Consider the following 24,454-nt stretch of genomic DNA (forward strand, 5'->3'; position numbering starts at 1 on the left):
GGGGGGGGGGGGGGGGGGGGGCGGGGGGGGGGCCGGCGGGGGGGGCCCCGGGGGGGGGGGGGGGGGGCCCGGGCTGGGGTGGAGGCAGGGCCGTAGACGAGGTCGATGTCCATTTTGTTGGTGAAGACGATGCTCGCCGGGTCTGCCGTGGTCGACACCCGGTCGACGAACACGGTCAGAACGCTGCCGTCGGTTGGCCCGTAGGAGCCGACACGCGAGCCGTCGAGTGCCACGTTCCACTCGGTGAAGAACTGGCCCAGCGTGAAGTCGGCCTGCACCGGCGACTCGATGTGCAGAATTCCCGTGGTGTCGTGGGTGTGCAGGGGTGACACCAGCCCACTTACTTGATCGATGCCCACCTCCCCCGGCACCGTCTCTCTCACTCCGTTCACCGTCACGGTGAGATGCGCGTGGATGTGCAGCGCCGTGCCCTCGGTCGTGAGGAGGCCGAAACCCGCCATCGCCGCGCGCACTCGCGGGTCTGCGGGCGCCGCCCACGGCGCTGGCACCGCCTCGCCGATCGCTGTCGTCGCCGGGCTCGCCGGAATCGACGCCGCCTCGCCCGCAAGCTGCGCCGCGCTCACAGCGCTCTGAACCACCGCTGCCTGCGTCTGGGCCGCTCTGTCGGCGGCTCCGGATGCCCCGCGAACCCCCGCGAACACCACCACCCCCGCCAGCAGCACCACGCACACCACCCCGAGCAGCCACACAGCTCCCCCGCGGCGGCCACCCCTGCCGCCGTCGGGTTCGCCCGTCGAGCCTCGATCAACCGTCACACGCACAGCCTATTTTCGGAGCCTGTGAGCTGTTCGAGAGCATCCGGACGCCCAATCGAGAGGCTCACAGGCCAGAGACTCAGCAGTCGAAGTCGACGTAGGCCGGCGCAGTGAGCAACGTGATGGTGCCGAACTCGGTGAACACCACCGAGCCGAGTTTCGCGGCGTACGGGGCCGCCGCGTCGGCGGTGGCGGTGTCGACCACCCTGAACGTGTCATTGAACGGCGCCGAGATCGACTCGTGCCCGGCTACAGCAGGGCGATAGGCGGCCAACGACCCACCCACCCGGGCCCCGTTCGGTGTGGTGATGTCGATGGTCGGTGCGGTGGTGTCTGACACCACCGAGAAGGTTCCCGGTGCAGGCGCGCTCGGCCCGAACACCGTCATCACGAGATCGGGCCACGTAGAGATCGTCGACTCGAAGCTGCACTTGTCGGCCGGGATACTCTTCGATGAGGCCGACCCCAACAGCCCTGTCAGAGCCGTCAGAGCGCCGGCGGCATCGTGTGCGTAGCTGAAGCTCCAGATGACCGTTCCTGACGCAGCCCGCAACTCGAGGGCGTCTGCGTTCAAGACCACCTCAGTGACACCGCCGACCCCCGACGGCGAGCCCGAAGCGATGGGCCCGGCAGTAGAAACGGGAGTCGCGGTGCCAGAGACCGACGGCGACGCCGTGCTGATGGGAGGCGTCGTGACAGAGCCCGACGTGCACGCGGTCAGCGTCGACGCAGTGATCGTCAGCAGAATGCCCACAACCACGGTGAGCCGCCTCCGGCGCCGCGCGACTCCGGCCGGCATCGATTCTGTGCCTACTCTCATGCCCATACCGTAGTGCCCAGTCGTGTTGCTCAGCGAGCGCCATCGAGCACGGCGCGCCGGGCATCCGGGTCTGCCAGTACCCGAAAGTGCCCGCCCGTCGCCACCCTGATGTTCGTGGCACCCGGCAGCTGACTGCCGCCCGGAATATGCGGGTCGAACGACGCATACACCGAGGTGATGCGCGCATTCACGTCCCGCTCGGCCGACAGCCGCAGCAGCCCGGCGTCACGCACAGAGAACGCCCGCAGCGCACGCATCGGAAGAAAGCGCGCGTACCGCGACCCCGAGAACGGGCTGCTCACCGCGATCATGCTGTCGATTCGGCGCCCCGCCACCGGGTCGAGCATCACCGTCTTACCGATGAGCCCGCCCTTACTGTGCGCCACGATCACCACATGCTCGAGCCCCGTGCCTTCGAGGTACACGCACACGGCGAGCGCCGCCTCGGCGAGAGGCCGGTCGTTGCGTTCGAGCATTGCGACCACGTGCACCGGATGCCCGGCCGCGTGCAGCTCCTCCACGAGTGGCCTCATGAACTGCCAGTTCTCGTAGATGCCCGGAATCACCACTACCGGGCGCAAACTCCCGCTCGCATACGTGCTGGCATCCACCCTCGAGACGACCGCCCGCATCTGCCATCCCACCGCGTACCCGTAGTCGAGCGCCCACCACCACGCCTTCTGCAGAACCCCCGTCACGTTGCGCGCTCGTCGTGCTCGTCCTGCTGATCGTGCTCGTCGCGCCAGTCGCGCCCGTCGCGCCCGTCGGCCTCGTCGGACTCCGGCAGCGTTTCCCCTGGCAGCAGATCAGCGACAAACGCACGGATCGCCCCCGCAACCCGCCCTGGCGCGGTCAGGTGCACCACGTGCCGCTGCCCCTCGACCTCGACGACGGCCGATGCAGAACGAGCCGAGTCGGCCCGCGCACTCGCGGCCACCCTGCCACACCAGTCCGCCCGCGCAATGGGGTCGTGCTTCCCGCGCAACACCAGCACCGGGCATCCGAGACCCGCCATGCGCTCGAGAAGGGGGTAGGCCAGCATCACGCGCGACTCGGCGACGAACCACGCGAGACCGCAGCGCAGGAAATCACCACCCTGCACCCGTTTCACCTGCACAGGCTCGGCCAGTGTGTCGCGCAGCAGTTCGAATCCCGACCGGGCGAGGGATGCACGCCGCGGGTCGCTCACCGGCCCCATCAGTACGAGGCCCGAAACCAGCTCGGGCCTGTGACGCGCCAGTTCGACGGCGAACTGGGTTCCCATCGAGTGTGCCACCACCACGGCGCACGCTGCACCAGACGGCTCCACCGGCGTCACCCCCTCGCCCACCGGCGAGGCACGCTTGTGGCGCGCATCGGGCACGTCGATCGAACGCGGCGCGTCGCGCGACTCGAGCTCGGCGAGCCGATCAAGGGCCCGACCGATGAGCCGACCGTACTCGGCAATCGACAAGGGTCGCGTCGGCTTCGCCGTGCCGCCGAACCCGGGCAGGTCGAACGAGTGCACCACTGATGCCGAGGCGAGCTCGTACTGCAGCGGAATCAGGTAGCGATGAGACGACCCCACCCCGTGCAGTAGCACCATCGGCGGCCCTGCGGCTACAACGCGGGCGTGCCGCCCTCCCGCCCGCGGCCACTCGGTGCGTACCCGCAGTTCGTAGCCATCGATCTTCAGCCTCAGAAGCCGCGGAAGCCGCACTAGGCCCGGCCCGGCCGGTATTTCGCGTCGTCGCGAACGTTGATGCGGGTCACCCCGTCGGGTCGCTCGGTCACATCGATGCGGGGCGCGGCATCGGATGCGTCGGCTTTCGGTGCCGTCATGAGCTGTTCTTCGCGATCCGATCGTTCGGGTTTCTCTTCATCTGTGGGCATGATCGAACGGTACCGGGCTGTACTCCCCTTCGAAAGGGATTGTGCACCGGTACCGAAACACCTGCTCGATAGAATCGGTGCAGGCTGCACAGAACCGATCGGCAGTCGGAAGGCGATGACCGATGAGCGACCCGAACCCGATTCCTCCCGTGCAGCACCCCGCTGGTGCAGAACCCTCCCAGCCCGCGGAGTACCCGCCCCCCGGCCAGTACCCGCCGAAAAGCCAACCCACCTTCGAGCCCGGGCAGTACCCGCCTCCGCTCATCTCCTCGGCACCTCCCGCACCGCCCACCCAGCACCCGGCGAACCCGTACGCAAGTACTTCTACTCCCGCCGCAGCACCCTACGGCTATGGCGCGGGGTCCAGCGCCAGCGCACAGCCCGGCACCGCGAGCACCAACGTGCTCGCCATCATCGCCCTCGTGCTGGGCTTCGTCGTACCGATCGGCGGAATTGTCACCGGCCACATCGCTCTCAGCCAGATCAAGAAGTCTGGGGAGTCGGGCCGCGGCCTCGCCCTGGCCGGCACCATCATGGGCTACGCCTTCACTGGGCTCGCCATTCTGGGCGTCATCGCCTACATCGTGTTCATCGTCATACTCTTCAGTACCGCCGGGCACACATCCGGCTACACCTCGAAGTACTGACGACGAAGAACATTCGGCACCCGAAAGCCCGCCGACCGTCTTGACGACCGGCGGGCTTCTTCGCGTCAACCGGCGAAGTTGTCTCTGCTACGCGGCGATGTCGAAACGTGCGCCCTCTGGCTTCGGGGGCAGCAGCACGAACACCAGCAGAATAATGCCGCCCACGAACGGAATCAGGCCGAGAAAGATGAACCAGCCGGCGTAGTTTCCGTCGTGCAGGCGACGCACAATCAGTGCGAGGGTCGGGATGATCGTAGCGAGCCCATAGAGCGAGAAAACGATGGCCACGATGACGTAACCGGGGCTGATCGAGTTCACGGTGCCGTCAGAATTCACCATGCCGGCGCCGGTCGCAACGAGAAGAATCTCGCCCACGATGCCGATCACCGCGGCCACGAGAGCCCACCACCAGTACTCAGCTCGACTCGCGCGACCCGTGAACGTCGCGTACTTCTTGAAGAAGCGGCGCACGGCCTCGCCGAGGGGGGCGTTGTAGTAGGGCGCCCACAGAGGAACGGGGCCCTCTTTGTACGACGCGTTCGACTGCGGCGCCGGTGGCGCGGGGGGAATAGTCACGAGGTTCTCCTCAGAGGTTCAGAATCGATCGAATAAACGTTGTTACGACGGCGGCGCTGGCAAATCCAGTGAAACCAGCGCAATAAATTGCATCTGCCCCATGCCCCCGCTAAGCACATGGTAGCGAAAACCCGCCGACGTGCACGGGAGTTGTGACAAAGTAGCGCTTTTCGGTAAAAACAGGTGCCCTCTGTCGTCGTGGAAAGGATCTACTACATCACGGGCACGCCCAACCGGCCGCGCTCCTGGTATGCGAACCTCGTCGCGAACCCCGAGGTCACCTTTCACGTGGAACAGTCCGCCACCACCGACCTCCCAGCCATCGCGGGCGCTTTGCGCCTAACCGTCACACCCGCGCCCCAAACCGACACCTCGGCACAACACGTGTCGGCGCGAAGCACGCGGGCGGCCGACGGAGGGGGCGAACACCGGCAGCTCAGCACGGAATCGTCGGCCCCGGCTGAAGCCGCCGCCCATACGGCCTGGGTTTCAGCGAGGGCCGACGATTCGTCGATCTGCTCGCCCGGGGTGCAATAAAACCGGGTTCAGTGTGCCCCTGAACGAAAGAACAGGCCCACCCTTTCGGGTGAGCCTGTTCTGTGTGGTGGAGCTGAGGGGATTCGAACCCCTGACCCCCTGCATGCCATGCAGGTGCGCTACCAACTGCGCCACAGCCCCGAAATCTCAAACCTTTCGGCCCGAAACAACTTGTTTAGGCTACTACATGCTGGCCCTCTCACGAAACCGAGACGGCTTCAGGTTGGGAAGGAGCACCCAGTAGACCGAGTGAATCTAGTGCGCCTGGTCGACCGAGATGCTCAGTGGCACGACCGGGCAGTCTTTCCACAGCCGCTCGAGCGAGTAGAACATGCGGTCTTCATCGTGGAAGACGTGCACAATGACGTCGCCGAAGTCGAGCAGTACCCAGCGGCCCTCAGAGAGGCCTTCACGGCGAAGCAGAGGGGCACCGAACTCTTCGACCTTCTCGATGATCTCTTCGGCGATGGCGCGAACGTTGGGTTCGTTTCGACCGGAGGCCATGAGAAAGATGTCGGTGAGGGGCAGCGGGCCGGTCACGTCGAGGGCGACCAGGTCGGCGGCCTGTTTCGAGTCGGCTGCCGCGGCAGCGATCTGGGTGATTTCTATGGAGCGAGGAGTTGCAGTCACGAAGTGTGGGTTACCAAACGGGTCTAGAAGATACGGAAAACGAATGCGGCTAGCAGGAGGCCGACGACCCCGATGGCGAGCACACCGGCCGTGACCGCCAACACGACGGGAGCGGTTGCTCCACGGCGTTTGGGCGGAGCGACCAGTCCGGAGTTGGTGCCGTGGGTGCTGATGGCACGCGTGGCACTCACGGGGGCGACATCAGAACCGATTTCGGCGTCTGAGTCGAGAAAAGCGTCGAGTTCGGCTGATTCGAGGCCGTCGGCCGGAGCCGCGCCCGTCGAGCCGAGGCTCATGGGCAGGTCGATCGAGCCGGTGATGATGACTTCACCGGTCTCGTCGAGCGCTGTTCCCACGTCGCCGTGGTTGGGCACCGACGGCAGCACGAGAGCGCTGGTCGAGGCGATGTTCGACGAGCCGACACCGCGCGAGGCGATGAGGTCGTCGAACGAGGCGAGGGTGGGGTCAGAGGCTACGACCTCGCGCTCGGCTGGAGCCTGGAAGAGCGGCGCGAGAATGGGCGCGCTCGACCCGTCGTCGATGGTGATGATGTGTACGGCATCCGGAGCCGGCGTGTCGTCGATCTCGGCGAGCTCGTCTTCTTCGGCGGCCGAGATGTCGGCGGGCTGCACCTCGTCGACCACCATGAGCTCTTCAATCACCGGCGCGGGCGCCTCGGCTTCAGGCTCTTCGGTGGGCTCGACACTGGCATGGTCGGCATCGTCGTCGTGCTGGATGATCGTGTTCGCGTCGGTCGCAAGGTCGGCACCGAAGCCGGCACTGAGGTCTTCAGGCACGATCTCGGCGATGATGGGGCCGGTGGCCGGGGCAGCTTCGCCAGCTGGTACCGGATGCTCGTCTGCATCGCGGCTCGTATCGGCATCGGTGCCCGCGAACGGGTGATCGGCGGAGAGTGCACGGCGGGCCCGACGGCTGAGGTTCGGAGCGGGAGCAATGGTGGCGACACCCGTGAGCACATCGTCGAAGGAGTGCGAACCGGTGTCGTCGACAACCTCGGCATCGACGACGTCTGCATCGACGACGCTTGCCTCGGTGCCGCTCACATCGGTGCCGTCTGAGTCAGCATCGGAGACGGGCAGAATGTGCTCGCCGGTGACCGATTCTGACTCAACTTCAACAGGCTCAGGCTCAATGGTCTCAACAGCGGGCGCGGGCGTGTTCGAGACGGCGGCTGCGGCCTGGGCGTCGAACTCCGCTTTGTCGCGAGCTGCTGCGGTGGCCTCGTCAGCCTTGCGCTGCGCTTCAGCTTCGTCGAGGGCTTTGGCCTCTTCTTTTTGCTGCTTGCGCGGTTTTTGACGCTCGAGGTCACGGAGCTGCCGCCTGGTCAGCGGCTGCTCGTCGTGAGGCACAGTCATTCAACACTCCGATATAGGTGATGCTTGGTGATGTATTGAACTACACCGTCGGGTACCAAGTACCACACTGGGAATCCCCGGCCAACCCGCCCGCGACAATCGGTTGACGATATCGCAAGCGCCGGAACTTCCAAATAGCTTACGTCTTGTCGCGGCAAAGCGGAAATGGCGAGGGTGTGGCCGGGCCGGGAGACCGCGACGAAATGGGCGAGAGACCAGAGTTCGGTCGAGTCTTTCCAACCCAGAATCTGAGCGATGGCGTCGGCTCCCGAAATGAAGAAGAGGTCGGCATCGGGGTTGGCTGCCTTCAGATCGCGCAACGTGTCGATGGTGTACGTGGGGCCGTCGCGGTCGATGTCGACGCGGCTCACGGTGAACCGGGGATTGGATGCTGTGGCGATCACCGTCATGAGATACCGGTGCTCGGCCTCGGTTGCCGTGGTCTTCTGCCAGGGCTGCCCCGTGGGCACGAACAGCACCGTGTCGAGGTCGAAGAACTGGGCGACTTCGCTCGCGGCGACGAGATGCCCATGATGAATCGGGTCGAACGTACCGCCCATGATGCCGATGCGTGGGCGCCGTGGTGCGCCGGGCAGCGCCGAAGTGATGGCCGTCATGGTCGGTGGAGTGCCACAGAGCTCACAGGCTCAGAGCCTGGGGGCCTGATGGGCTCTCTAGTGGTCGGCCCCGGTGCGGTCGCCGTGACCGTGCAGGTTGTGCGACTGGGCGAACTCGGCCGACTTCTTGGGGTGGCGGTTCGCCACGTCACGGTAGCTCCACATGACGAGGCCGAGCGCCAGAAAAATGACGAACGCGATCAAACCGAAGAAGAACCCGGGAATGGGCAGCTGGTTGACAACGTCTTCTGACAAAACGATGGCACTTGTCACAACTGACATTGATTCTCCCGGATTGAGGTTAGAGCGTGGCGCGATACCAGTGTATCTCTACGGCCCGGCATCGCTACGGCCTGACCTGGCCACTGCCGCGCACCAGCCACTTGGTACTGGTGAGCTCGGGCAGCCCCATGGGGCCTCTCGCGTGCAGCTTCTGTGTCGAGATGCCCACTTCAGCGCCGAAGCCGAACTCGCCGCCGTCGGTGAACCGCGTCGACGCATTGACCATGACCGCGGCCGAGTCGACCTCGTTGAGAAAACGTTCAGCGTTTGTGAGGTCGTTCGTGATGATCGACTCGGTGTGGTGAGTCGAATACGTGCGGATGTGCTGCATCGCCTCGTCGATGTCGGCGACCACGCGCACGGCGAGGTCGAGACTCATGTACTCGGTCTGCCAGTCGTCTTCGGTGGCGGGCACGGCGTCGGCGAACAGGGCTCTGGTCTCATCGTCGGCATGGATGACCACGCCCGACTCCCGAAGCCGCCCGAGCACCGCGGGCAGAACCCGCGCGGCCGCCCCCCGATGCACCAGCAGCGTTTCGAGGGCGTTGCACACGCTCGGCCGCTGCACTTTCGCGTTCTGCACGATGTCGACCGACCAGTCGAGGTTCGCCGACTCGTCGAGAAAAACGTGCACCACGCCGGCGCCGGTCTCGATCACCGGCACCTTCGATTCGGCCACGACCGTGTTGATCAGCGACGCGCTGCCCCGCGGAATGAGCACGTCGACGAACCCGCGGGCCTGCATGAGTTCGCGCGCACCGTCGCGCCCGAATTCATCGATGGTCTGCACACACTCGGGGGGTAGCCCCACCGAGGCCAGGGCATCCTGAATCAGGGAGACCAGCACCGCGTTCGTGTTCTGGGCCGCCGAACCGCCCCGCAGCACCACGGCGTTGCCGCTCTTCAGGGCGAGGGCCGCGATGTCGACCGTGACGTTCGGCCGCGCTTCGTAGATGACCCCGACCACGCCGAAGGGCACCCGAACCTGGTCGATGCGGATTCCGTTCGGCAGAACCCGCCCACGCACGGTCTCGCCCACGGGGTCGACCAGCGCGGTGATCTCGGTCACGGCCGCCGCGAGGGCGCTCAGCCGCGCCTCGGTCAACGACAGGCGGTCTTGCAACGCTTGCGAGAGGCCGTTCTCGCGGCCATTGGCGAGGTCGAGCTCGTTAGCCGGCAGAATGACGTCGGCTCCCCCTGCGACGGCGCGGGCGATGGCATCGAGAGCACTATTTTTGAGGTCGGCGTTGGCCGTGGCGAGCGTGATCGAGGCCGAGCGGGCGGCGACGAGCTTCTCGGTGAGCGTGGGGGCGTCGAGCGTCGTGTGCGGCATGCTCAAATTCTACGGCCCCGGTACGACACAGCGCCCGGTACGACCGCAGTGAGCGGTCAGGCGGTGGCCGGCTCGAAGAAGGTGCCGATCGGATGCCCGGCGAGCGCCTCACTCACGAGAGTGGCCGAGGTCACCAGAACGGCGGTACCGGCATCCGCAGCCAAGCGGGCGGCCGAGACCTTCGTCGCAGCTCCCCCGGTGCCCACACCGGCCGCGCCCACATCACCGAACGTGACATCGGCCAGCAGGTCGCCGACCGTCACATCGACGATCTTCACGGCGCCGGGCTCCTGTGGCGGCCGCGTATACAGCGCGTCGACGTCGGAGAGGAGCACGAGCAGGTCGGCCTTCACCAGCACCGATACAAGCGCGGCGAGGCGATCGTTGTCGCCGAACCGGATCTCGTGCGTGGCGACGGTGTCGTTCTCGTTCACGATGGGCAGGATGCGAAGGCCGAGCAGGCGTTCCATGGCGCGCTGGGCGTTCATGCGGTGGCTCGGGTTCTCGAGGTCGCCGGCCGTCAGCAGAACCTGGCCCGCCACGATGCCGAAGCGGTCGAGGCTGTCTTGGTAGCGGTAGATGAGCACGTTCTGGCCCACCGCGGCCGCGGCCTGCTGGGTGGCGAGGTCGGTCGGTCGCGAGTCGAGCTGCAGGTAGGGCATACCTGTGGCGATGGCACCGGACGACACGAGGATGACCTCCGCGCCTCGCCCGTGAGCCTCAGCCAAGGCTCTGACCAACGGCCCGATCTGGCCGGCGTTCTCCCCGCTGATCGACGACGAGCCGACCTTCACGACCACGCGGCGTGCGCTGGGGATCTGCTCGCGCGAGGCGATCGGGCCTCGGTTCACGCGTCTTCCCGCGAGCTCTCGCCCGCGGCATCCGCGGAAACGGCAGCCGCAGTCACGTCAGCAGCAGCACTGCTGTCAGCAGAACTGTCGCCCGTGTCGCCGGTGCGGCCCTCGCTGTCGTAGTCGGGCACGGTGAGGCCGTCGGCCTCCTCGTCGCCCCAGAGACCGGCCTCTTTCTCGCGCACGAGTTCGGCGCGGGCCTCAGACTTGGCGTTCATCATCTCGACGTAACGTTCACGACGGGTCTGGTTGGTTCGGCGGTTGTTCTGGTCGATACGCGGGTCGGTGCCGCGGGGTGCGGTCACCAGTTCGGCGGTCGAGGTGAGCGTGGGCTCCCAGTCGAAGATGATGCCGTTGCCCGGACCGATGACCACGGTCGAACCGCCCACGGCGCCGGCGCGGAACAGTTCGTCTTCGACGCCCAGCTTCGCCAGGCGGTCGGCGAGGAAGCCGATGGCCTCTTCGTTGGTGAAGTCGGTCTGGGCCACCCAGCGCTGCGGCTTCTGGCCGAGCACACGGTAGATGTTGCCGAACGAACCACCCTCGACCTTGACCACGAAATCGGTTGTGTCGACGGCCTGCGGGCGGATGACGATGCGGGGCTTGGCCGCGTCGTCAGCGGCTTCTGCACGGGCCTTCTCAACGATCTCGGCCAGCGCGAACGACAGTGCCGGTAGGCCCTCGTGGCTGGCGGTGGAGATCTCGAAGACACGGTATCCGCGCGCCTCGAGGTCGGCGCGCACGAAGTCGGCGAGTTCACGCGCTTCGGGTACGTCTATTTTGTTCAGCGCGATGAGCTGCGGGCGTTCGAGCAGGGGCAGCTGGCCATCCGGAACCGGGTAGGCCGCAAGCTCGACCAAGATGATGTCGAGGTCGCTGATGGGGTCGCGGCCGGGGTCGAGCGTGGCGCAGTCGAGCACGTGCAGCAGGGCGCTGCAGCGTTCGACGTGGCGGAGGAACTCGAGCCCGAGGCCCTTGCCCTCGCTGGCACCCTCGATGAGGCCGGGAACGTCGGCGACCGTGTAGCGGGTCTCGCCGGCCTGAACGACGCCGAGGTTCGGGTGCAGGGTGGTGAAGGGGTAGTCGGCGATCTTCGGCTTGGCCGCAGACATGGCTGCAACCAGGCTCGACTTGCCGGCGGAGGGGTAGCCCACGAGCGCGATGTCGGCAACGGTCTTCAGTTCGAGAAAGACGTCGCCTTCCCAGCCCGGCGTGCCGAGCAGAGCGAAACCGGGGGCTTTGCGCTTGCTGGAGGCGAGCGCCGCGTTGCCGAGGCCGCCCTGGCCACCCGGGGCGACGACGATGCGCATTCCCGGTTCGTCCATATCGACGAGCACGGTGCCGTCGGCGTCTTTGACCACGGTGCCCACGGGAACGTTCAGCACGAGCTCACCGCTCGTGAAGCCGCTCTTGTGGTCGCCCATGCCGGGGCCACCGTTCTCACTCGAACGGTGCGGCCGACGGTGGAAGTCGAGGATGGTCGTGGTCTGCGGCGAGCTCTCGAGAACGATGTCGCCGCCGTTGCCGCCGTTGCCACCGTCGGGGCCGGCCAGCGGCTTGAACTTCTCGCGCTTGATCGAGACACACCCGTTGCCGCCGTCGCCGGCACGCAGATGGAGGGTCACCTGGTCAACAAACGTTGCCATTTGCTCTCCTTCTAAAGACTTGTCGAACTAAAAAAACAGGCCGAACTAAAAAAACAGGCCGAACTAAAAAAACAGGGACGAGCCGAAGCCCGCCCCTGCCAAAACAAGAGATACCTGACTAGGCGGAAACCGCGACAGCCTCGGCAACCGGAACCACAATGTTGATGACCTTGCGGCCACCCTTCTGGCCGAACTGCACGGAGCCCGCTTCGAGAGCGAACAGAGTGTCGTCGCCGCCACGGCCGACGTTCACGCCGGGGTGGAAGTGGGTGCCACGCTGGCGAACGATGATCTCGCCGGCTGAGACGACCTGGCCGCCGAAGCGCTTCACGCCGAGACGCTGAGCGTTGGAGTCACGACCGTTGCGAGTAGAACTCGCGCCTTTTTTGTGTGCCATTTGTTCTACCTGCCCTTACTTGATCGTGGTGACCTTGACACGAGTGAGCTCCTGGCGGTGGCCTTGGCGCTTCTTGTATCCGGTCTTGTTCTTGAACTTCTGGATGACGATCTTCGGGCCGCGGAGGTCTTCGAGAACCTCAGCCGTGACCGTGATCTTGGCAAGCTTCGCCGAGTCAGACGTGATTTTCTCACCGTCGACCAGCAACACCGCTGCCAGCTGGATGTTGCCGTCTTTGTCGGCCTTGATTCGGTCGAGGGTGACGATAGTGCCGACCTCTACCTTTTCTTGCCGACCACCGGCGCGCACAACTGCGTAAACCACTTCACGTACCTATTCTCTAAAAAGGCCAATTAGCCACAGTAGCCCCTGCGATTCAGGGGCAAAAAACTTGTATCGGTTGCGCGGGCAAAGCCGTGCGCGCACCAACGGTCTACTTTAGCCGATGCGGCTACCCCGGTCAAACGCACCGGCGTGGCTGGTCGTGCTGCCGTGGCTGGCTGCCGCGTGACGTTCGTAGACTGACGGGATGACCGTGCTCATCGATGTGCCACGCTGGCCTGCCCACAACACTCTGTGGTCACACCTGGTGAGTGACACGTCGCTCGACGAGCTGCACCGGTTCGCGGCCGGTCAGGGTATTCCCCGCCGCGGGTTCGATCTAGACCATTATGACGTACCGGAGGCCCGGTACGACGAACTGGTGGCAGCGGGCGCCCGGCCCGCGACCATGCGCGAGATCGTACTCGCGCTGCGCACCAGCGGCCTGCGTGTCGCAGGGCGTGACCGACCCACGAAGTGAGACGGCCGCACAGTGGCCGCCTCAGGTGCGCGACTGCCTGCGTGTGATGACGCGCCCCTGACCTGCCGGCACGCTGAAGCGCGCGGCCGGCAGACCGGAGACAGGTGCTAGTCGGTCTTCTTGTCGATGGTGGGCGTCACCGGGGCGCTGAGCGCCGCCGTGGAGACCCTGCGGCTGCGCGAACGGCCCTGCCCGGGCTGCTTCGGCTCAGGAAGAGCTTCGAGCACCGAGTCGAGCATCTTGGCCGCATCCTCGCGCTTGCGGCGCTGGGGCGCTGCCGCCGCGGGGATGTCGAACAGCGGGAGTTCGGTGTGCCCACCGGATGCCGGGGCCGTCGATGTGACCGGCGTCGACTCGGCGGGCGCCGAGGTCACGGGCGCTGTCGCCGCACCGGAGGAAGCCGGTGCCGACTCGGCGAACACTGCTGCCGATTCGGTGGCGACAATGCCCTCAGCGGGCTGAGTGTCGGCTCCTGCTGCTGCACGCTGGCTGCGTGACCGGCGCGAGTTGCGGCGCGAACGCTGCGACGGCTCGACCGAAGCCTGCTCCGGGGCGGGCTCGGTCGGCTCTGCGGTTGACGATGGCTCGCCAGTACCCTGAGCCACATCGGCACGGGCAGCGGATGCGTCGGCCGACAAGGCCGGTGCGGCATCCGGAGCAGCATGGTCGGCATTCGAGCCCGTGCTGACGCTCTCTTCGAGCGTCGCGACGAGTTCGCTGAGGGCGGCCTCGGTGGCCGGGGTCGAAGCGGCGCCATGTGCGTGCTCGGGCTTCACGCCGTTGGCTGCGGCGATGGTGCTGGCCGCGATCTTCGCGAGAGCCGATTGGGCGGCGGGGGTGATGCTGTGCGTCACTCCGGGGGCGTGCGAGGAGCCGTTCGACGACGAGGAGCCGTTGCCGTTGGATCCGTTGCTGTTGCCGTTGCTGTTGCCATTGCCGTTGCCGTTACCGTTACCGTTCGAACCGTTGCCGCTGTTGCCACCGCCATTACCACCGTTGCCGCCCTTCGAGCGGGCACGACGTTCGGGCTGCGGCGTCTGCTGCTGGCCGCGGTGCTTCGAGGAGGGGTCGTGCTGAACGATCACACCGCGACCGGCGCACACCTCGCAGGGCTCGCTGAACGACTCGAGCAGGCCGAGGCCCAGCTTCTTGCGGGTCATCTGAACCAGACCGAGAGAGGTGACCTCTGCCACCTGGTGCTTCGTGCGGTCTCGGCTGAGGCACTCGACGAGTCGGCGCAGCACGAGGTCGCGGTTCGACTCGAGCACCATGTCGATGAAGTCGACCACGATGATGCCCCCGATGTCGCGGAGGCGCATCTGGCGCACTACTTCGTCGGCCGCCTCGAGGTTGTTCTTGGTGACGGTCTCTTCGAGGTTGCCGCCCGAGCCGACGAACTTGCCGGTGTTCACGTCGACCACGGTCATGGCCTCGGTGCGGTCGATGACCAGCGATCCGCCAGAGGGCAGCCAGACCTTGCGGTCGAGCGCCTTCTCGATCTGCTCGCTGATGCGGTACTGGTCGAAGATGTCGTTCTGGCCCTCGTAGACCTCGATGCGGTCGACCAGGTCGGGAGCAACCTGGGCCAGGTAGGTCTCGATGGTGCTGCGGGCGTCTGAACCGCTGATGACCAGCTTGTGGAAGTCTTCGTTGAAGACGTCACGAATGATCTTGATGAGCAGGTCAGGCTCGCCGTGCAGCTGCGCGGGAGCCTGCAGCGTCTTCACCTGGGTGCTGATGGCCGCCCACTGGCTGATCAGACGGTTCACGTCGAGCGTGAGCTGCTCTTCGCTCGCACCCTCGGCGGCGGTGCGCACGATGACGCCCACGTTCTCGGGCAGAACCTCTTTGAGGATCTTCTTCAGGCGAGCGCGCTCGGTGTCGGGGAGCTTGCGGCTGATGCCGTTCATGTTGCCGTTCGGCACGTACACGAGGTACCGGCCCGGCAGCGAGAGCTGGCTCGTGAGCCTGGCGCCCTTATGACCGACAGGGTCTTTGGTGACCTGCACGAGCACGGTGTCGCCCGGCTTCAGTGCGAGTTCGATGCGGCGGGGCTGGTTGCCCGTGTCGGCGGCATCCCAGTCGACCTCGCCGGAGTAGAGCACGGCGTTCCGGCCGCGGCCGATGTCGACGAAGGCGGCTTCCATGCTGGGCAGAACGTTCTGCACGCGACCGAGGTAGACGTTGCCGATGAGCGAGGCTTCGGCAGCCTTGGCCACGTAGTGCTCGACCAGAACGCCGTCTTCGAGCACGCCGATCTGAATACGGTCATGGCTCGAGCGCACGATCATGCTGCGGTCGACCGACTCGCGCCGGGCGAGAAACTCCGCCTCGGTGATGACGGGGCGGCGGCGGCCTGCATCGCGACCGTCACGGCGGCGCTGCTTCTTGGCCTCGAGGCGGGTCGAACCCTTGATGCGCTGCGGCTCGGTGATGAGCTCGGGGGCCTGCACCTGGCGGGGCGGGCGAACCTTGACGACGGTGTTCGGCGGCAGATCATCCGGCAGCCGGCTCTCGTCACCGCTGCGGCGGCGGGTGCGGCGCCTGACGGTGGTGTCGGCATCGCTGTCGCGGGCGGCACGGTCGTCGTCGAAGTCGCCGTTGTCGGCGCGGTTGTCGCTGCGGGTGTCTGAACGGTTGTCACCGCGGCCGCCGGAGCGGTTGTCGCGAGCCGAGTCACGGTCGCGGTTGTCACGATCACGATCACGGCTGTCGCGGTCGCGGTTGTCACGGCTGTCGCGGTCGCGGCTGTCACGATCCCGGTTGTCACGACTGTCGCGGTCACGGTCGCGGTTCGCGTCGCGGCCCTCTCGGCCACCAGCGGCAGCACCGTCGCGGCGGTCGTAGTCGTCGAAATCGTCGTCGAACTCGCGGTCGCGGCGGCCTGAGCCGGCGCGCGGCGGCAGCGGCTGGATGTCGGGGGCCTGGAAGAGCAGCGACGTGGTCGTGCGCGGCGCCGGCGTCTGCGGAGCGGCCGGAGCCTGGCTCAGCTCGGGCTCGAGCCACGGCTCACCCGAACCCGCCTCGATGTTCTCGCCCGTCGTAGTGTCTGAACCTGTTGAATCGTTCACGGAAACCTTCACATCTGTTGAGGTCGTCGCCTGGCCGTTCGGGGCCGCAGAGGAGTCTGCAGCCGCTCGCGTGGCCGGGCGGTCGACGGTGCCGGGAGACGTCGGATCGGGCAGGGCTGGCGTACGGGCCTCGCCCGTCACAGGCAGGGCGAGAGCTGAGCTCTCTGCCGCCTTGCGTGCAGCCTTCCGCCCACCGAACAGCCGTGACCGTCGTTTGACCGGGGGATCTTGCTCACTGTGGGTATTGTCTTCCACCATTACTGGTGCACTCCTAGCCCTGGTGAGGCGACCGCGCCGCCTACCCGGGTACTCTCTCGTGCGAATTCTCACCTTCGTGAGACTCGCAAATCCTTCACGCAACCGACCGGCTTGAGCTCTGGTCGATCATTCGTGTGTTTCTTTTACTCGAGCGCCCGGTTCAGGCAGGCTCGAAAAGCTTTTTTGCTGTCATTCGGGCGCGGCCCGTCTGGCATGGCTCAATTATCGCACGCATTCCCAGATGAGGGGGCAAACCGGTGTGCGAGAATGCCACAGTGATGCCAGAAACAGCGCTCCAACGCCGCCCCATCGGGTTGGCGATCTTTCTCATTGTTGCCGGGGTCGTGGGCTGGGTGGCCTCGTTCACGCTCACGCTCGAGAAGATCGAGATCCTCATCAACCCGAGCTACGTACCCTCGTGCAACATCTCGGTGCTGGTCAGCTGTGGGCCGAACATGGCCAGCGCCCAGGGCTCGCTCTTCGGGTTTCCGAACCCCATCATCGGGGTGGCATGCTTCGTCGCCGTGATTGTGGTGGGGGTGGGCATCCTCGCCGGCGCGCGCTTCGCAAAGTGGTTCTGGGTGCTGTTCAACGTGGGCATCGCGCTCGCCCTGGTCTTCGTGATCTGGCTGATCAGCGTGAGCATCTTCGTGCTCGGCACGCTCTGCCCGTACTGCATGGTCGTGTGGGTCACGGTGATTCCGCTGTTCTGGTATGTCACCGCCTACAACCTCAAAGAGGGCCACATTCCCGTACCGGTTGCGGTACGAAACGTCGTGGCCCTCTTCTATCCGTTCATCTGGATGCTCGTGATTCTGTCGTACCTCGTGATCGCGGTGCTGGCGCAGTTGCGCCTCGACGCGATCGCGTCGCTCACGAACAGTTGAGCATCCCGAACCGTGAGTGTGTGACCCGCAGGCTCAGCTGAACCAGAGAGCGAGTTCGCGGGCTGCCGACTCGGGCGAGTCGCTACCGTGAACGAGGTTCTGCTGAACCTTCAGACCCCAGTCGCGGCCGAGGTCACCGCGGATGGTGCCGGGAGCAGCCGTGCTCGGGTCGGTCGTGCCGGCCAGTGAGCGAAAGCCTTCGATGACGCGGTTGCCGGCGACACGCACGGCGAGAACGGGGCCCGACTCCATGAACTCGATCAGCGGCTCGTAGAACGGCTTGCCCTCGTGCTCTTCGTAGTGGGCAGCGAGCAGGCTGCGCTCGGGCTCGAACAGTTTGATGTCGACAAGCTGGTAGCCCTTGGTCTCGATGCGACGAAGAATCTCGCCGATGAGGTTGCGGGCCACGCCGTCGGGCTTGACGAGTACGAGGGTTTCTTCGACGTTCACGGTCACAGTCTTCTGCTTTCTGGGGTTTGAGGTTGCGATTGAGGTTGTTGGTGGTGCGGGTGCAGGTGCACGTGCACGTGCCGGCGAATCAGGCGTTGCGTGCGAGTTCGGCGTTGTCACGGTCGATTCTGCTGCCGCGAATCATGCAGAACACCCACATTCCGCCGAACAGCAGGGCAACGATCAGCATCAGCGGCACCAGCAGGGCCGACGCGAGAATGATGATCTGCAGGGCCCAGCCGAGAGCGATGCCGAGCGGCCGGTTCAGCAACGGGATGGTCGCCAGCAGCAGCACGCAGAGCGCTGCTCCCCCGCCGAGCGCGACCGGCCAGGGCAGCGCCTTCAGGCCGAAGATGGCGAGCGTGGCCAAGAACATGATGACCGACTCGAACCCGAGCACGATCGACGCGAGGCTCTCGCGAACGGTGCGCTGGCGGCGCTGGCGCTGCTGGCGGCCACCGCGGCGCGGCGCGGCTGGCGCATGAGGCTCGCCACCGTCGTGCGGCTCGCCGGCAGGCAGCGGCTCGGTCACGGCTTCCACCCCTCGTCACGGGCCAGCGTGATGATCTCGCCCACGAGCGTGATCGACCCGGTCACGAGCACCGCTCCGCGATCGGATGCCCCCGCCGACTCCCTCGCCAGCTCGGCCGCCACGCGGGGGTCGAGTTCGACCACCACCCGCTCGGCGCCGACGATGCCCACAACGATCGACGCCAGCTCGTCGGCGTCGATCGCCCTGTCGGAGCCCGACTGGGTGACGATGAACTCGTTCACGACGGGTTCGAGCGCTCGAATGATTCCCTCGGCATCTTTGTCGTCGAGCACGCTGACGACGGCGACGACCTTCTCGAACGAGAAGTACTCCTTCACCGCCGCCGCGAGCGCGATCGCTCCGCCCGGGTTGTGTGCAGCATCCACCAGCACCGTCGGCTCGGTGCCGACCAGCTGCAGGCGGCCGGGCGACGTGGCCGTGGCGAACGCCTCGACCAGCACGTCGTCGACGAGCGCGGTCGCTCCTCCGCCGAGGAACGACTCGACAGCGGCAACCGCCACCGCCGCGTTCTGGGCCTGGTGGCTGCCGTACAGCGGCAGGAAGATGTCGCGGTACGTGCCGGCGATGCCCTTGATCGACACCATCTGGCCGCCCACGGCCACGCTGGTCGAGAGAACACTGAAGTTCTCGCCCTCGGCGACGAGGTTCGACTCGCTGAGCTCGGCGGCCCGTTTCAGTTCGGCGAAGGCCTCTGGCTCCTGACGGGCCGTGACCACCTGTGCCGCCGGCTTCACGATGCCCGACTTGGTGCGGGCGATCTCGGCGACGGTGTTGCCGAGGCGCGCGGTGTGGTCGAGCGAGATGGGGGTGAACACCGCGACCTGGCCGTCGGCTACGTTGGTCGAATCCCACTCGCCGCCCATGCCCACCTCGATGACGCCCACGTCGATCGGCGCGTCGGCGAACGACGCGTACGCCAGAACAGTGAGGGCCTCGAAGAACGTGAGGCGGGGTTCGCCGGCACCGGTGAGTTCAGCATCCACCAGCCCGATGAAAGGACTGATGTCGGCCCAGTTCGCGGCGAGCGCCTCGTTGCTGATGGGCTTGCCGTCGATGACGATGCGCTCGTTCAGGCGCTCGAGGTGCGGGCTCGTGAACAGGCCGGTACGCAGCCCGTAGGCGCGCAGGATGCCCTCGGTGATGCGGCTCGTACTGGTCTTGCCGTTCGTGCCGGTGATGTGGATGATCGGGTACGCGTGGTGCGGGTCGCCGAGCAGCTCGACCACCTTGCGCGTGGCCGAGAGCCGGGGCTGCGGAGCCGCTTCGCCGAGGCGCGTGAGCAGCTCGGCGTACACCTCGTCTCCGGCCTCGACGAACTCGTCGGGCAGGTCGTCTTGGTCAGCGTTCTCGCCGTCGCCAGCACCCGTCACGAGCTGTTCGTCGTAGGCGTCGGCCATCTCGAACTCGGTGCGGTCGTCGGCGAAGAGCTCGTCGTCGGAGTACTCGTCGCCGTCGCCCTCACCGTCGCCCTGCTCGCTGCGGTCTTTCGTGCTGCGGTCGCGGTGCACACCGTCGCCCGGGTCGTCGCCGTAGCCCTCGTTCACCGGCGACTCGTCGTAGAGCTGAAAGAGCTCGTCGTCGGGGTTGCGGGGCGGGCGGCCGCCGTCGAGGGCAGCGTCGTCACCGTCGGTGTTGGTGGGATCAGACATTGGTAACTCCTCCTGCGCGGCTCACGGCCACGATGAACGCATCGGTGTTGGCGTAACGGCCCGCATCGATCAGGGCGTAGTGCTCGGGGGCGGTCGACACGAGCCGGCCGATCCACTCCGAAACCAAGACTCCACGATACTGCTCGAGGTTTCTGAAGTCGCGGGGTGAAACCACGGTGAATCGGGTGGCGAGGGTCTCTGCGTCGATGGCGACGACCCCGGCACTCTTCACCGCGGCGGCATCGGCGTCGGCGAAGAACACGAGGTCGAGCGTGATGCGGTCGCTCACGTCGAAGCCGGCCGACTTGCGGGTCTCCTGTACGGCGCGAATCACGTCGCGCGCCAGGCCCTCTGCCTCGAGAGCGGGTGTCGTGGTGGTGTCGAGCAGGGCGAAACCTCCGCCGGGCAGCAGGGCGAGTGCGAGGGCAGGGGCCTGGGCATCCGGAGCCGACGAATCAGCTGGCTCAGGATGCCCGGGGCCCGCCGCACCCGTCTCGAGCACCAGCTCGTACTCGGTCGGTTCGAGGGCGATGCCGCCGGCTGTGACGACGCCGTTCTCTTCGCTCCAGTCGCCCGAGCGGGCGGCCTTGATGACCAGCTGAACCTGTTTGCCGAGGCGGGGGCCAGCGGCGCGGGCGTTCACCGTGAGCTTCGAGGTGATGCCGAAGTCGGCGGCGCTCGTGGGGCTCTGCTCGACGAGCGTGACGGCTTTCACGTTCAGCTCTTCGCGCAGAATGTACTCGAAGCGCGCGAGGGCCTCGGTGTTCTCGGTGACGATGGTGAGCTGGGCGAGCGGCAACCGAACGCGCAGACCGTTCTGCTTGCGCAGCGACAGGGCCGTGGAGCTGATGGCACGCACCTGGTCCATGGTGTGCACGAGGCCAGGGTCGGCCGGGAAGCCGTTCTCGTTCGGCCAGTCTTCGAGGTGCACGCTGCGGCCGCCGGTGAGGCCCTGCCAGATGTTCTCGCCGATCAACGGCAGCAGCGGGGCCGCCACCCGGGTGAGGGTCTCGAGCACGGTGTACAGGGTGTCGAATGCCTCGCGGCTCTCGGTGCTGGTGCCGTCACCCGACCAGAAGCGGTCGCGTGAGCGGCGTACGTACCAGTTCGTGAGCACGTCGGCGAAGTCGCGGAGTTTCGCGGCGGCGGTGGTCGAATCGAGGGCCTCGAAGTCACTGGTGACGTCGCGGATGAGCTCGCGCGTCTTGGCCAGCAGGTAGCGGTCGAGCACGTCGGTCGAGTCGGTGCGCCAGGTGGCTTCGTAGCCGTCGGGGCCGGCGGCGTTGGCGTAGAGGGTGAAGAAGTAATAGGTGTTCCAGAGCGGCAGGAGGAACGCGCGCACCGACTCGCGGATGCCCTCCTCTGTGACCGCGAGGTTGCCGCCGCGGAGCACGGGTGAGCTCATGAGGAACCACCGCATGGCATCCGAGCCGTCGCGATCGAACACCTCGCTCACATCGGGGTAGTTGCGCAGACTTTTCGACATCTTCTGGCCGTCGTTGCCGAGCACGATGCCGTGGCTGACAACATTCTTGAACGCAGGGCGATCGAACAGGGCGGTGGAGAGAATATGCAGTGTGTAGAACCAGCCGCGGGTCTGGCCGATGTACTCGACGATGAAGTCGGCGGGGCTGTGGCTGTCGAACCAGTCACGGTTCTCGAACGGGTAGTGCACCTGGGCGAAGGGCATCGAGCCCGAGTCGAACCACACGTCGAAGACGTCATCGATGCGGCGCATCGTCGACTGCCCGGTGGGGTCGTCGGGGTTCGGGCGGGTGAGCTCGTCGATGAAGGGGCGGTGCAGGTCGGGCTCGCCCTCGGCGTTCAGCGGCAGGGTGCCGAAGTCGTTCTTGAGGTCGTCGAGCGAGCCGTACACGTCGATGCGCGGGTACTCGGGGTTGTCGCTCTTCCACACCGGGATGGGCGAGCCGAAGTAGCGGTTGCGGGAGATCGACCAGTCGCGAGCGTTGCCGACCCACTTGCCGAACTGGCCGTACTTCACGTTCTCGGGCACCCACTCGATCTGCTCGTTGAGTTCCTCCATGCGGTCGCGAATCTCGGTGACGCGCACGAACCAGCTCGAGACCGCCTTGTAGATCAGCGGGTTGCGGCAACGCCAGCAGTGCGGGTACGAGTGCTCGTAGCTCGCCTGGCGAAGCAGGCGGCCGTTCGCCTTCAGCAGCTGCGTGAGCGGCTTGTTCGCCTCGAACACCTGCAGCCCAGCCACCTCGGTGATGTTCGGCAAGAACCGGGCGCCCTCGTCGACCGAGATGATCACCGGAATACCGGCGGCCTCACAGATCTTCTGGTCTTCCTCGCCGTAGGCCGGCGCCTGGTGCACGATACCGGTGCCCTCGGTGGTCGACACGTAGTCGGCCACCAGAACCTGCCACGCGTTCTCGGTGCCGTAGGCCTCGACGTCGGCGTAGTAGTCCCACAGCCGGTCGTACTTCACGCCCGCGAGCTCGCGGCCGGTGATCGTGCGGCTGATGGATGCCCGGGCAGCGTCAGCCGAGTCGTAGCCCAGCTCCTTGGCGTAGTTGCCCACCAGGTCTTCGGCCAGAAGGTACTCGGCACCGAGCACGTCGGTCAGGGCATCCGGAGTCGCCGTCTCGCGCTGAACCTCGGCGTCGGGCGTGCCGTTCGGGCCAGAGGGCACGACGGCGTACGAGATGCCAGGGCCCACGGCGAGGGCGAGGTTGGTGGGCAGGGTCCACGGGGTGGTGGTCCAGGCGAGGGCGCGCACGGCGGTGAGGCCGAGCGCCTCGGCTTTTGTGCCCACGAGGGGAAAGGTGACCGTGACGGTCTGGTCTTGGCGCATCTTGTAGACGTCGTCGTCCATGCGCAGCTCGTGGTTGCTGAGCGGGGTCTCGTCGTGCCAGCAGTAGGGCAGCACCCTGAAGCCCTCGTACGCCAGTCCCTTGTCGTGCAGCTGCTTGAATGCCCAGATCACGCTCTCCATGAAGGTGGTGTCGAGCGTCTTGTAGTCGTTCTCGAAGTCGACCCAGCGGGCCTGGCGGGTGACATAGTCTTGCCACTCGCCGGTGTACTGCAGCACCGACTGTCGCGCGGCAGCGTTGAACTCGGCGATGCCCATCGCCTCGATCTCGCTCTTCTCGGTGATGCCGAGCTGGCGCATGGCTTCGAGTTCGGCCGGCAGGCCGTGGGTGTCCCAGCCGAACCGGCGGTGCACGAGCTTGCCGCGCATGGTCTGAAAACGGGGAAACAGGTCTTTGGCGTAACCCGTGAGCAGGTGGCCGTAGTGCGGTAAGCCGTTCGCGAAGGGCGGGCCATCGTAGAAGACCCATTCGGGGGCATTCTGCGCCTCACGCTGGGCAAGGGATGCCTCGAAGGTGCCGTCGGCCTTCCAGAAGGCGAGCACCTGCTCTTCGATGGCGGGGAAGCTGGGGCTCGGGGTGACGGGCTGTGGGGCGGCTGCGGCGGCGGGGCCGTTCGTGGCGGCGCGGCCGAAGGCCGATGCGGGTGACTGCTTGGGGTAGGTCATGATTCTCCTGGAAGGCTGTTTCTGCTGCTGCCTGTTCCACGAGCACGCCACCACACTCTCGTGCGCGGCGCGGTACCAGCCCGCTTACCCCCCGTACCTCTCGGCCCGGCGAATCGCTTGTTCTTTGGCTGTGACGGGCCAGACCCGGCCGGTTCTACTGGGCTGACCCTTGCGGCTCGACCGTTCTTCCGGCGACTCCCCGGTGATGACCGGCTCATAGTCTTTTGGCAGCAATCTTACACGCCCCTCGTCGCTCGTAGACTTTGCTCGTGCACCAGAATCCGAAGCCGTCGAGGGGCCGCCCGCGGTCGTCGTCGCGCGAGCTGCTCGAAGACGCCGCGTTCGAGCTCTTTCTCGAGAACACCTACGCCAAGACCACCATCGACCAGATCACGCAGCGCGCGGGCGTCGGCCGCACCACCTTCTTCAACTACTTCGAAGGCAAGAGCGACGTGTTCTGGGTCGACGTCGACTCCACCTTCGCCGCCCTGACATCGGCTCTGGATGCCCGCCCCGCCGCCGAGCCCGTCACCGATGCCCTCTGCGGAGCCCTCACCACGGTTGCCGCGGAGTTCGGTCCGTCACGAGTGCCCTGGATCCTCACCCAACACCCCCTCATCGGTGCCGTCGGCGAAGTGCAGGCGTCAGCACTCGCCCGCTTCACGCGCTGGGCGGGCATCCTCGCGACCTTCGCCGGAGTTCGCCTCGGGCTCGACCCCGCCGCCCTTCTCCCCCGCACCATCGCGTACTCGTTCACCAGCGCCCTCGTCGCCGCCGCCCAAGAATGGGCCGCCGCCGGCCCCGACCGCGGCTCCCTCGCCCCCTTCGTCGCCCGCGCCCTCACCCTGTCTCTTATACACATCTATTAAAAAAAAATGGGGGGGGGGGGGGGGGGGGGGGGGGGGGGGGGGGGGGGGGG

Annotated in this window: 25 protein-coding genes and 1 tRNA gene; 5 read left to right on the forward strand and 21 right to left on the reverse strand. The window is 66.4% G+C overall.

Annotated elements, in window-relative coordinates:
- From QN358_RS16460 to QN358_RS16480, 5 genes are all read right to left on the reverse strand, one after another.
- On the reverse strand, window positions 1-776 hold a 776-nt coding region (locus tag QN358_RS16460), incomplete at its 3' end, for a hypothetical protein (RefSeq protein ID WP_323512993.1).
- Between the two features lie 79 nt (window positions 777-855).
- Window positions 856-1,596, reverse strand: a complete 741-nt coding sequence (locus tag QN358_RS16465) for a hypothetical protein (protein WP_323512994.1) — start codon at window positions 1,594-1,596, stop codon at window positions 856-858.
- Between the two features lie 29 nt (window positions 1,597-1,625).
- Window positions 1,626-2,294, reverse strand: coding sequence for an alpha/beta hydrolase (locus tag QN358_RS16470; RefSeq protein ID WP_323512995.1), 669 nt, complete (start codon window positions 2,292-2,294; stop codon window positions 1,626-1,628).
- Window positions 2,291-3,181, reverse strand: a complete 891-nt coding sequence (locus tag QN358_RS16475) for an alpha/beta hydrolase (RefSeq protein ID WP_323512996.1) — start codon at window positions 3,179-3,181, stop codon at window positions 2,291-2,293. Before QN358_RS16475 ends, QN358_RS16470 begins: the two co-directional genes overlap by 4 nt.
- 113 nt (window positions 3,182-3,294) lie before the next feature.
- The gene (locus QN358_RS16480) at window positions 3,295-3,417 is read right to left on the reverse strand and encodes a hypothetical protein (RefSeq protein WP_323512997.1); all 123 of its coding nucleotides are present in this window, start codon (window positions 3,415-3,417) and stop codon (window positions 3,295-3,297) included.
- 173 nt (window positions 3,418-3,590) lie between these two features.
- Here QN358_RS16480 and QN358_RS16485 point away from each other — a divergent pair, with 173 nt between their 5' ends.
- Window positions 3,591-4,115 (forward strand): DUF4190 domain-containing protein, encoded by a 525-nt coding sequence (locus QN358_RS16485; protein ID WP_136642755.1) that lies wholly within the window; start codon window positions 3,591-3,593, stop codon window positions 4,113-4,115.
- A gap of 87 nt (window positions 4,116-4,202) precedes the next feature.
- On the opposite strand, the gene QN358_RS16490 is transcribed toward QN358_RS16485, so the two are convergent.
- Window positions 4,203-4,691, reverse strand: a complete 489-nt coding sequence (locus tag QN358_RS16490) for a DUF805 domain-containing protein (RefSeq protein WP_136642754.1) — start codon at window positions 4,689-4,691, stop codon at window positions 4,203-4,205.
- 183 nt (window positions 4,692-4,874) lie between these two features.
- On the opposite strand from QN358_RS16490, the gene QN358_RS16495 reads away from it, so the two are divergent.
- Window positions 4,875-5,228 carry a hypothetical protein gene (locus QN358_RS16495; RefSeq protein ID WP_323512998.1) on the forward strand — a complete coding sequence of 118 codons (354 nt, stop codon included), beginning with the start codon at window positions 4,875-4,877 and terminating at the stop codon, window positions 5,226-5,228.
- 65 nt (window positions 5,229-5,293) lie between these two features.
- Here the strand turns inward: QN358_RS16495 and QN358_RS16500 are convergent.
- From QN358_RS16500 to rplU, 10 genes are all read right to left on the reverse strand, one after another.
- A tRNA-Ala gene (locus tag QN358_RS16500) sits at window positions 5,294-5,369 on the reverse strand.
- 114 nt (window positions 5,370-5,483) lie between these two features.
- A complete protein-coding gene (rsfS, locus tag QN358_RS16505; protein WP_136642753.1) occupies window positions 5,484-5,858 on the reverse strand; it encodes a ribosome silencing factor in 375 nt (124 codons plus the stop codon).
- A gap of 23 nt (window positions 5,859-5,881) precedes the next feature.
- Window positions 5,882-7,234: a hypothetical protein gene (locus QN358_RS16510; RefSeq protein WP_136642752.1), complete on the reverse strand. Its 1,353-nt coding sequence runs from the start codon at window positions 7,232-7,234 to the stop codon at window positions 5,882-5,884.
- Window positions 7,231-7,851, reverse strand: coding sequence for a nicotinate-nucleotide adenylyltransferase (nadD, locus tag QN358_RS16515; protein WP_136642751.1), 621 nt, complete (start codon window positions 7,849-7,851; stop codon window positions 7,231-7,233). Before nadD ends, QN358_RS16510 begins: the two co-directional genes overlap by 4 nt.
- 57 nt (window positions 7,852-7,908) lie before the next feature.
- Entirely contained in the window at window positions 7,909-8,133 is a 225-nt protein-coding gene (locus QN358_RS16520; RefSeq protein WP_136642750.1) for a hypothetical protein, read from the reverse strand.
- A gap of 64 nt (window positions 8,134-8,197) precedes the next feature.
- Window positions 8,198-9,466, reverse strand: a complete 1,269-nt coding sequence (locus tag QN358_RS16525; protein WP_136642749.1) for a glutamate-5-semialdehyde dehydrogenase — start codon at window positions 9,464-9,466, stop codon at window positions 8,198-8,200.
- 56 nt (window positions 9,467-9,522) lie between these two features.
- Window positions 9,523-10,317 (reverse strand): glutamate 5-kinase, encoded by a 795-nt coding sequence (proB, locus tag QN358_RS16530; RefSeq protein WP_416352019.1) that lies wholly within the window; start codon window positions 10,315-10,317, stop codon window positions 9,523-9,525.
- Window positions 10,314-11,963, reverse strand: a complete 1,650-nt coding sequence (gene obgE, locus QN358_RS16535; protein ID WP_323512999.1) for a GTPase ObgE — start codon at window positions 11,961-11,963, stop codon at window positions 10,314-10,316. The genes proB and obgE overlap by 4 nt, the downstream gene beginning before the upstream one ends.
- 118 nt (window positions 11,964-12,081) lie before the next feature.
- Complete coding sequence (rpmA, locus tag QN358_RS16540; protein ID WP_136642747.1) at window positions 12,082-12,360, reverse strand: 50S ribosomal protein L27; 279 nt, start codon at window positions 12,358-12,360, stop codon at window positions 12,082-12,084.
- Between the two features lie 15 nt (window positions 12,361-12,375).
- Window positions 12,376-12,684, reverse strand: a complete 309-nt coding sequence (gene rplU / locus QN358_RS16545) for a 50S ribosomal protein L21 (RefSeq protein ID WP_136642746.1) — start codon at window positions 12,682-12,684, stop codon at window positions 12,376-12,378.
- A 205-nt stretch (window positions 12,685-12,889) separates the two neighbouring features.
- Between rplU and QN358_RS16550 the strand changes: the two genes are divergently transcribed.
- On the forward strand, window positions 12,890-13,162 hold the full coding sequence (locus QN358_RS16550; protein WP_323513000.1) for a DUF4031 domain-containing protein: 273 nt from the start codon (window positions 12,890-12,892) through the stop codon (window positions 13,160-13,162).
- Window positions 13,163-13,269: 107 nt separating this feature from the next.
- On the opposite strand, the gene QN358_RS16555 is transcribed toward QN358_RS16550, so the two are convergent.
- A complete protein-coding gene (locus QN358_RS16555; protein WP_323513001.1) occupies window positions 13,270-16,491 on the reverse strand; it encodes an Rne/Rng family ribonuclease in 3,222 nt (1,073 codons plus the stop codon).
- A gap of 278 nt (window positions 16,492-16,769) precedes the next feature.
- On the opposite strand from QN358_RS16555, the gene QN358_RS16560 reads away from it, so the two are divergent.
- Entirely contained in the window at window positions 16,770-17,378 is a 609-nt protein-coding gene (locus QN358_RS16560) for a vitamin K epoxide reductase family protein (protein WP_323513006.1), read from the forward strand.
- A gap of 33 nt (window positions 17,379-17,411) precedes the next feature.
- Here QN358_RS16560 and ndk read toward each other — a convergent pair whose 3' ends face one another.
- From ndk to ileS, 4 genes are all read right to left on the reverse strand, one after another.
- Entirely contained in the window at window positions 17,412-17,828 is a 417-nt protein-coding gene (ndk, locus tag QN358_RS16565; protein WP_136642744.1) for a nucleoside-diphosphate kinase, read from the reverse strand.
- A gap of 88 nt (window positions 17,829-17,916) precedes the next feature.
- Window positions 17,917-18,360, reverse strand: coding sequence for a DUF4233 domain-containing protein (locus QN358_RS16570; RefSeq protein WP_136642743.1), 444 nt, complete (start codon window positions 18,358-18,360; stop codon window positions 17,917-17,919).
- A complete protein-coding gene (locus tag QN358_RS16575) occupies window positions 18,357-20,030 on the reverse strand; it encodes a bifunctional folylpolyglutamate synthase/dihydrofolate synthase (RefSeq protein WP_323513002.1) in 1,674 nt (557 codons plus the stop codon). The genes QN358_RS16570 and QN358_RS16575 overlap by 4 nt, the downstream gene beginning before the upstream one ends.
- Complete coding sequence (gene ileS / locus QN358_RS16580; RefSeq protein ID WP_323513003.1) at window positions 20,023-23,535, reverse strand: isoleucine--tRNA ligase; 3,513 nt, start codon at window positions 23,533-23,535, stop codon at window positions 20,023-20,025. The genes QN358_RS16575 and ileS overlap by 8 nt, the downstream gene beginning before the upstream one ends.
- Before the next feature lie 269 nt (window positions 23,536-23,804).
- Between ileS and QN358_RS16585 the strand changes: the two genes are divergently transcribed.
- Window positions 23,805-24,404, forward strand: a complete 600-nt coding sequence (locus tag QN358_RS16585; protein WP_323513004.1) for a TetR/AcrR family transcriptional regulator — start codon at window positions 23,805-23,807, stop codon at window positions 24,402-24,404.
- The last annotated feature ends 50 nt before the right edge of the window (window positions 24,405-24,454 follow it).

Origin of the sequence: Subtercola sp. RTI3, assembly GCF_035018625.1 — a bacterium.
Taxonomy (GTDB): Bacteria; Actinomycetota; Actinomycetes; order Actinomycetales; family Microbacteriaceae; genus Subtercola; species Subtercola vilae.

What these genes read in the sequence shown, in the direction of transcription:
- QN358_RS16480 (WP_323512997.1), bottom strand. Translation starts at nt 3,417, where the DNA reads ATGACGGCACCGAAAGCCGACGCATCCGATGCCGCGCCCCGCATCGAT.
- QN358_RS16575 (WP_323513002.1), bottom strand. Translation starts at nt 20,030, where the DNA reads ATGTCTGATCCCACCAACACCGACGGTGACGACGCTGCCCTCGACGGC.
- QN358_RS16510 (WP_136642752.1), bottom strand. Translation starts at nt 7,234, where the DNA reads ATGACTGTGCCTCACGACGAGCAGCCGCTGACCAGGCGGCAGCTCCGT.
- QN358_RS16550 (WP_323513000.1), top strand. Translation starts at nt 12,890, where the DNA reads ATGACCGTGCTCATCGATGTGCCACGCTGGCCTGCCCACAACACTCTG.
- QN358_RS16520 (WP_136642750.1), bottom strand. Translation starts at nt 8,133, where the DNA reads ATGTCAGTTGTGACAAGTGCCATCGTTTTGTCAGAAGACGTTGTCAAC.
- QN358_RS16485 (WP_136642755.1), top strand. Translation starts at nt 3,591, where the DNA reads ATGAGCGACCCGAACCCGATTCCTCCCGTGCAGCACCCCGCTGGTGCA.
- QN358_RS16525 (WP_136642749.1), bottom strand. Translation starts at nt 9,466, where the DNA reads ATGCCGCACACGACGCTCGACGCCCCCACGCTCACCGAGAAGCTCGTC.
- obgE (WP_323512999.1), bottom strand. Translation starts at nt 11,963, where the DNA reads ATGGCAACGTTTGTTGACCAGGTGACCCTCCATCTGCGTGCCGGCGAC.
- nadD (WP_136642751.1), bottom strand. Translation starts at nt 7,851, where the DNA reads ATGACGGCCATCACTTCGGCGCTGCCCGGCGCACCACGGCGCCCACGC.
- QN358_RS16555 (WP_323513001.1), bottom strand. Translation starts at nt 16,491, where the DNA reads ATGGTGGAAGACAATACCCACAGTGAGCAAGATCCCCCGGTCAAACGA.
- QN358_RS16465 (WP_323512994.1), bottom strand. Translation starts at nt 1,596, where the DNA reads ATGAGAGTAGGCACAGAATCGATGCCGGCCGGAGTCGCGCGGCGCCGG.
- QN358_RS16560 (WP_323513006.1), top strand. Translation starts at nt 16,770, where the DNA reads ATGCCAGAAACAGCGCTCCAACGCCGCCCCATCGGGTTGGCGATCTTT.
- ileS (WP_323513003.1), bottom strand. Translation starts at nt 23,535, where the DNA reads ATGACCTACCCCAAGCAGTCACCCGCATCGGCCTTCGGCCGCGCCGCC.
- QN358_RS16475 (WP_323512996.1), bottom strand. Translation starts at nt 3,181, where the DNA reads ATGGTGCTACTGCACGGGGTGGGGTCGTCTCATCGCTACCTGATTCCG.
- rpmA (WP_136642747.1), bottom strand. Translation starts at nt 12,360, where the DNA reads ATGGCACACAAAAAAGGCGCGAGTTCTACTCGCAACGGTCGTGACTCC.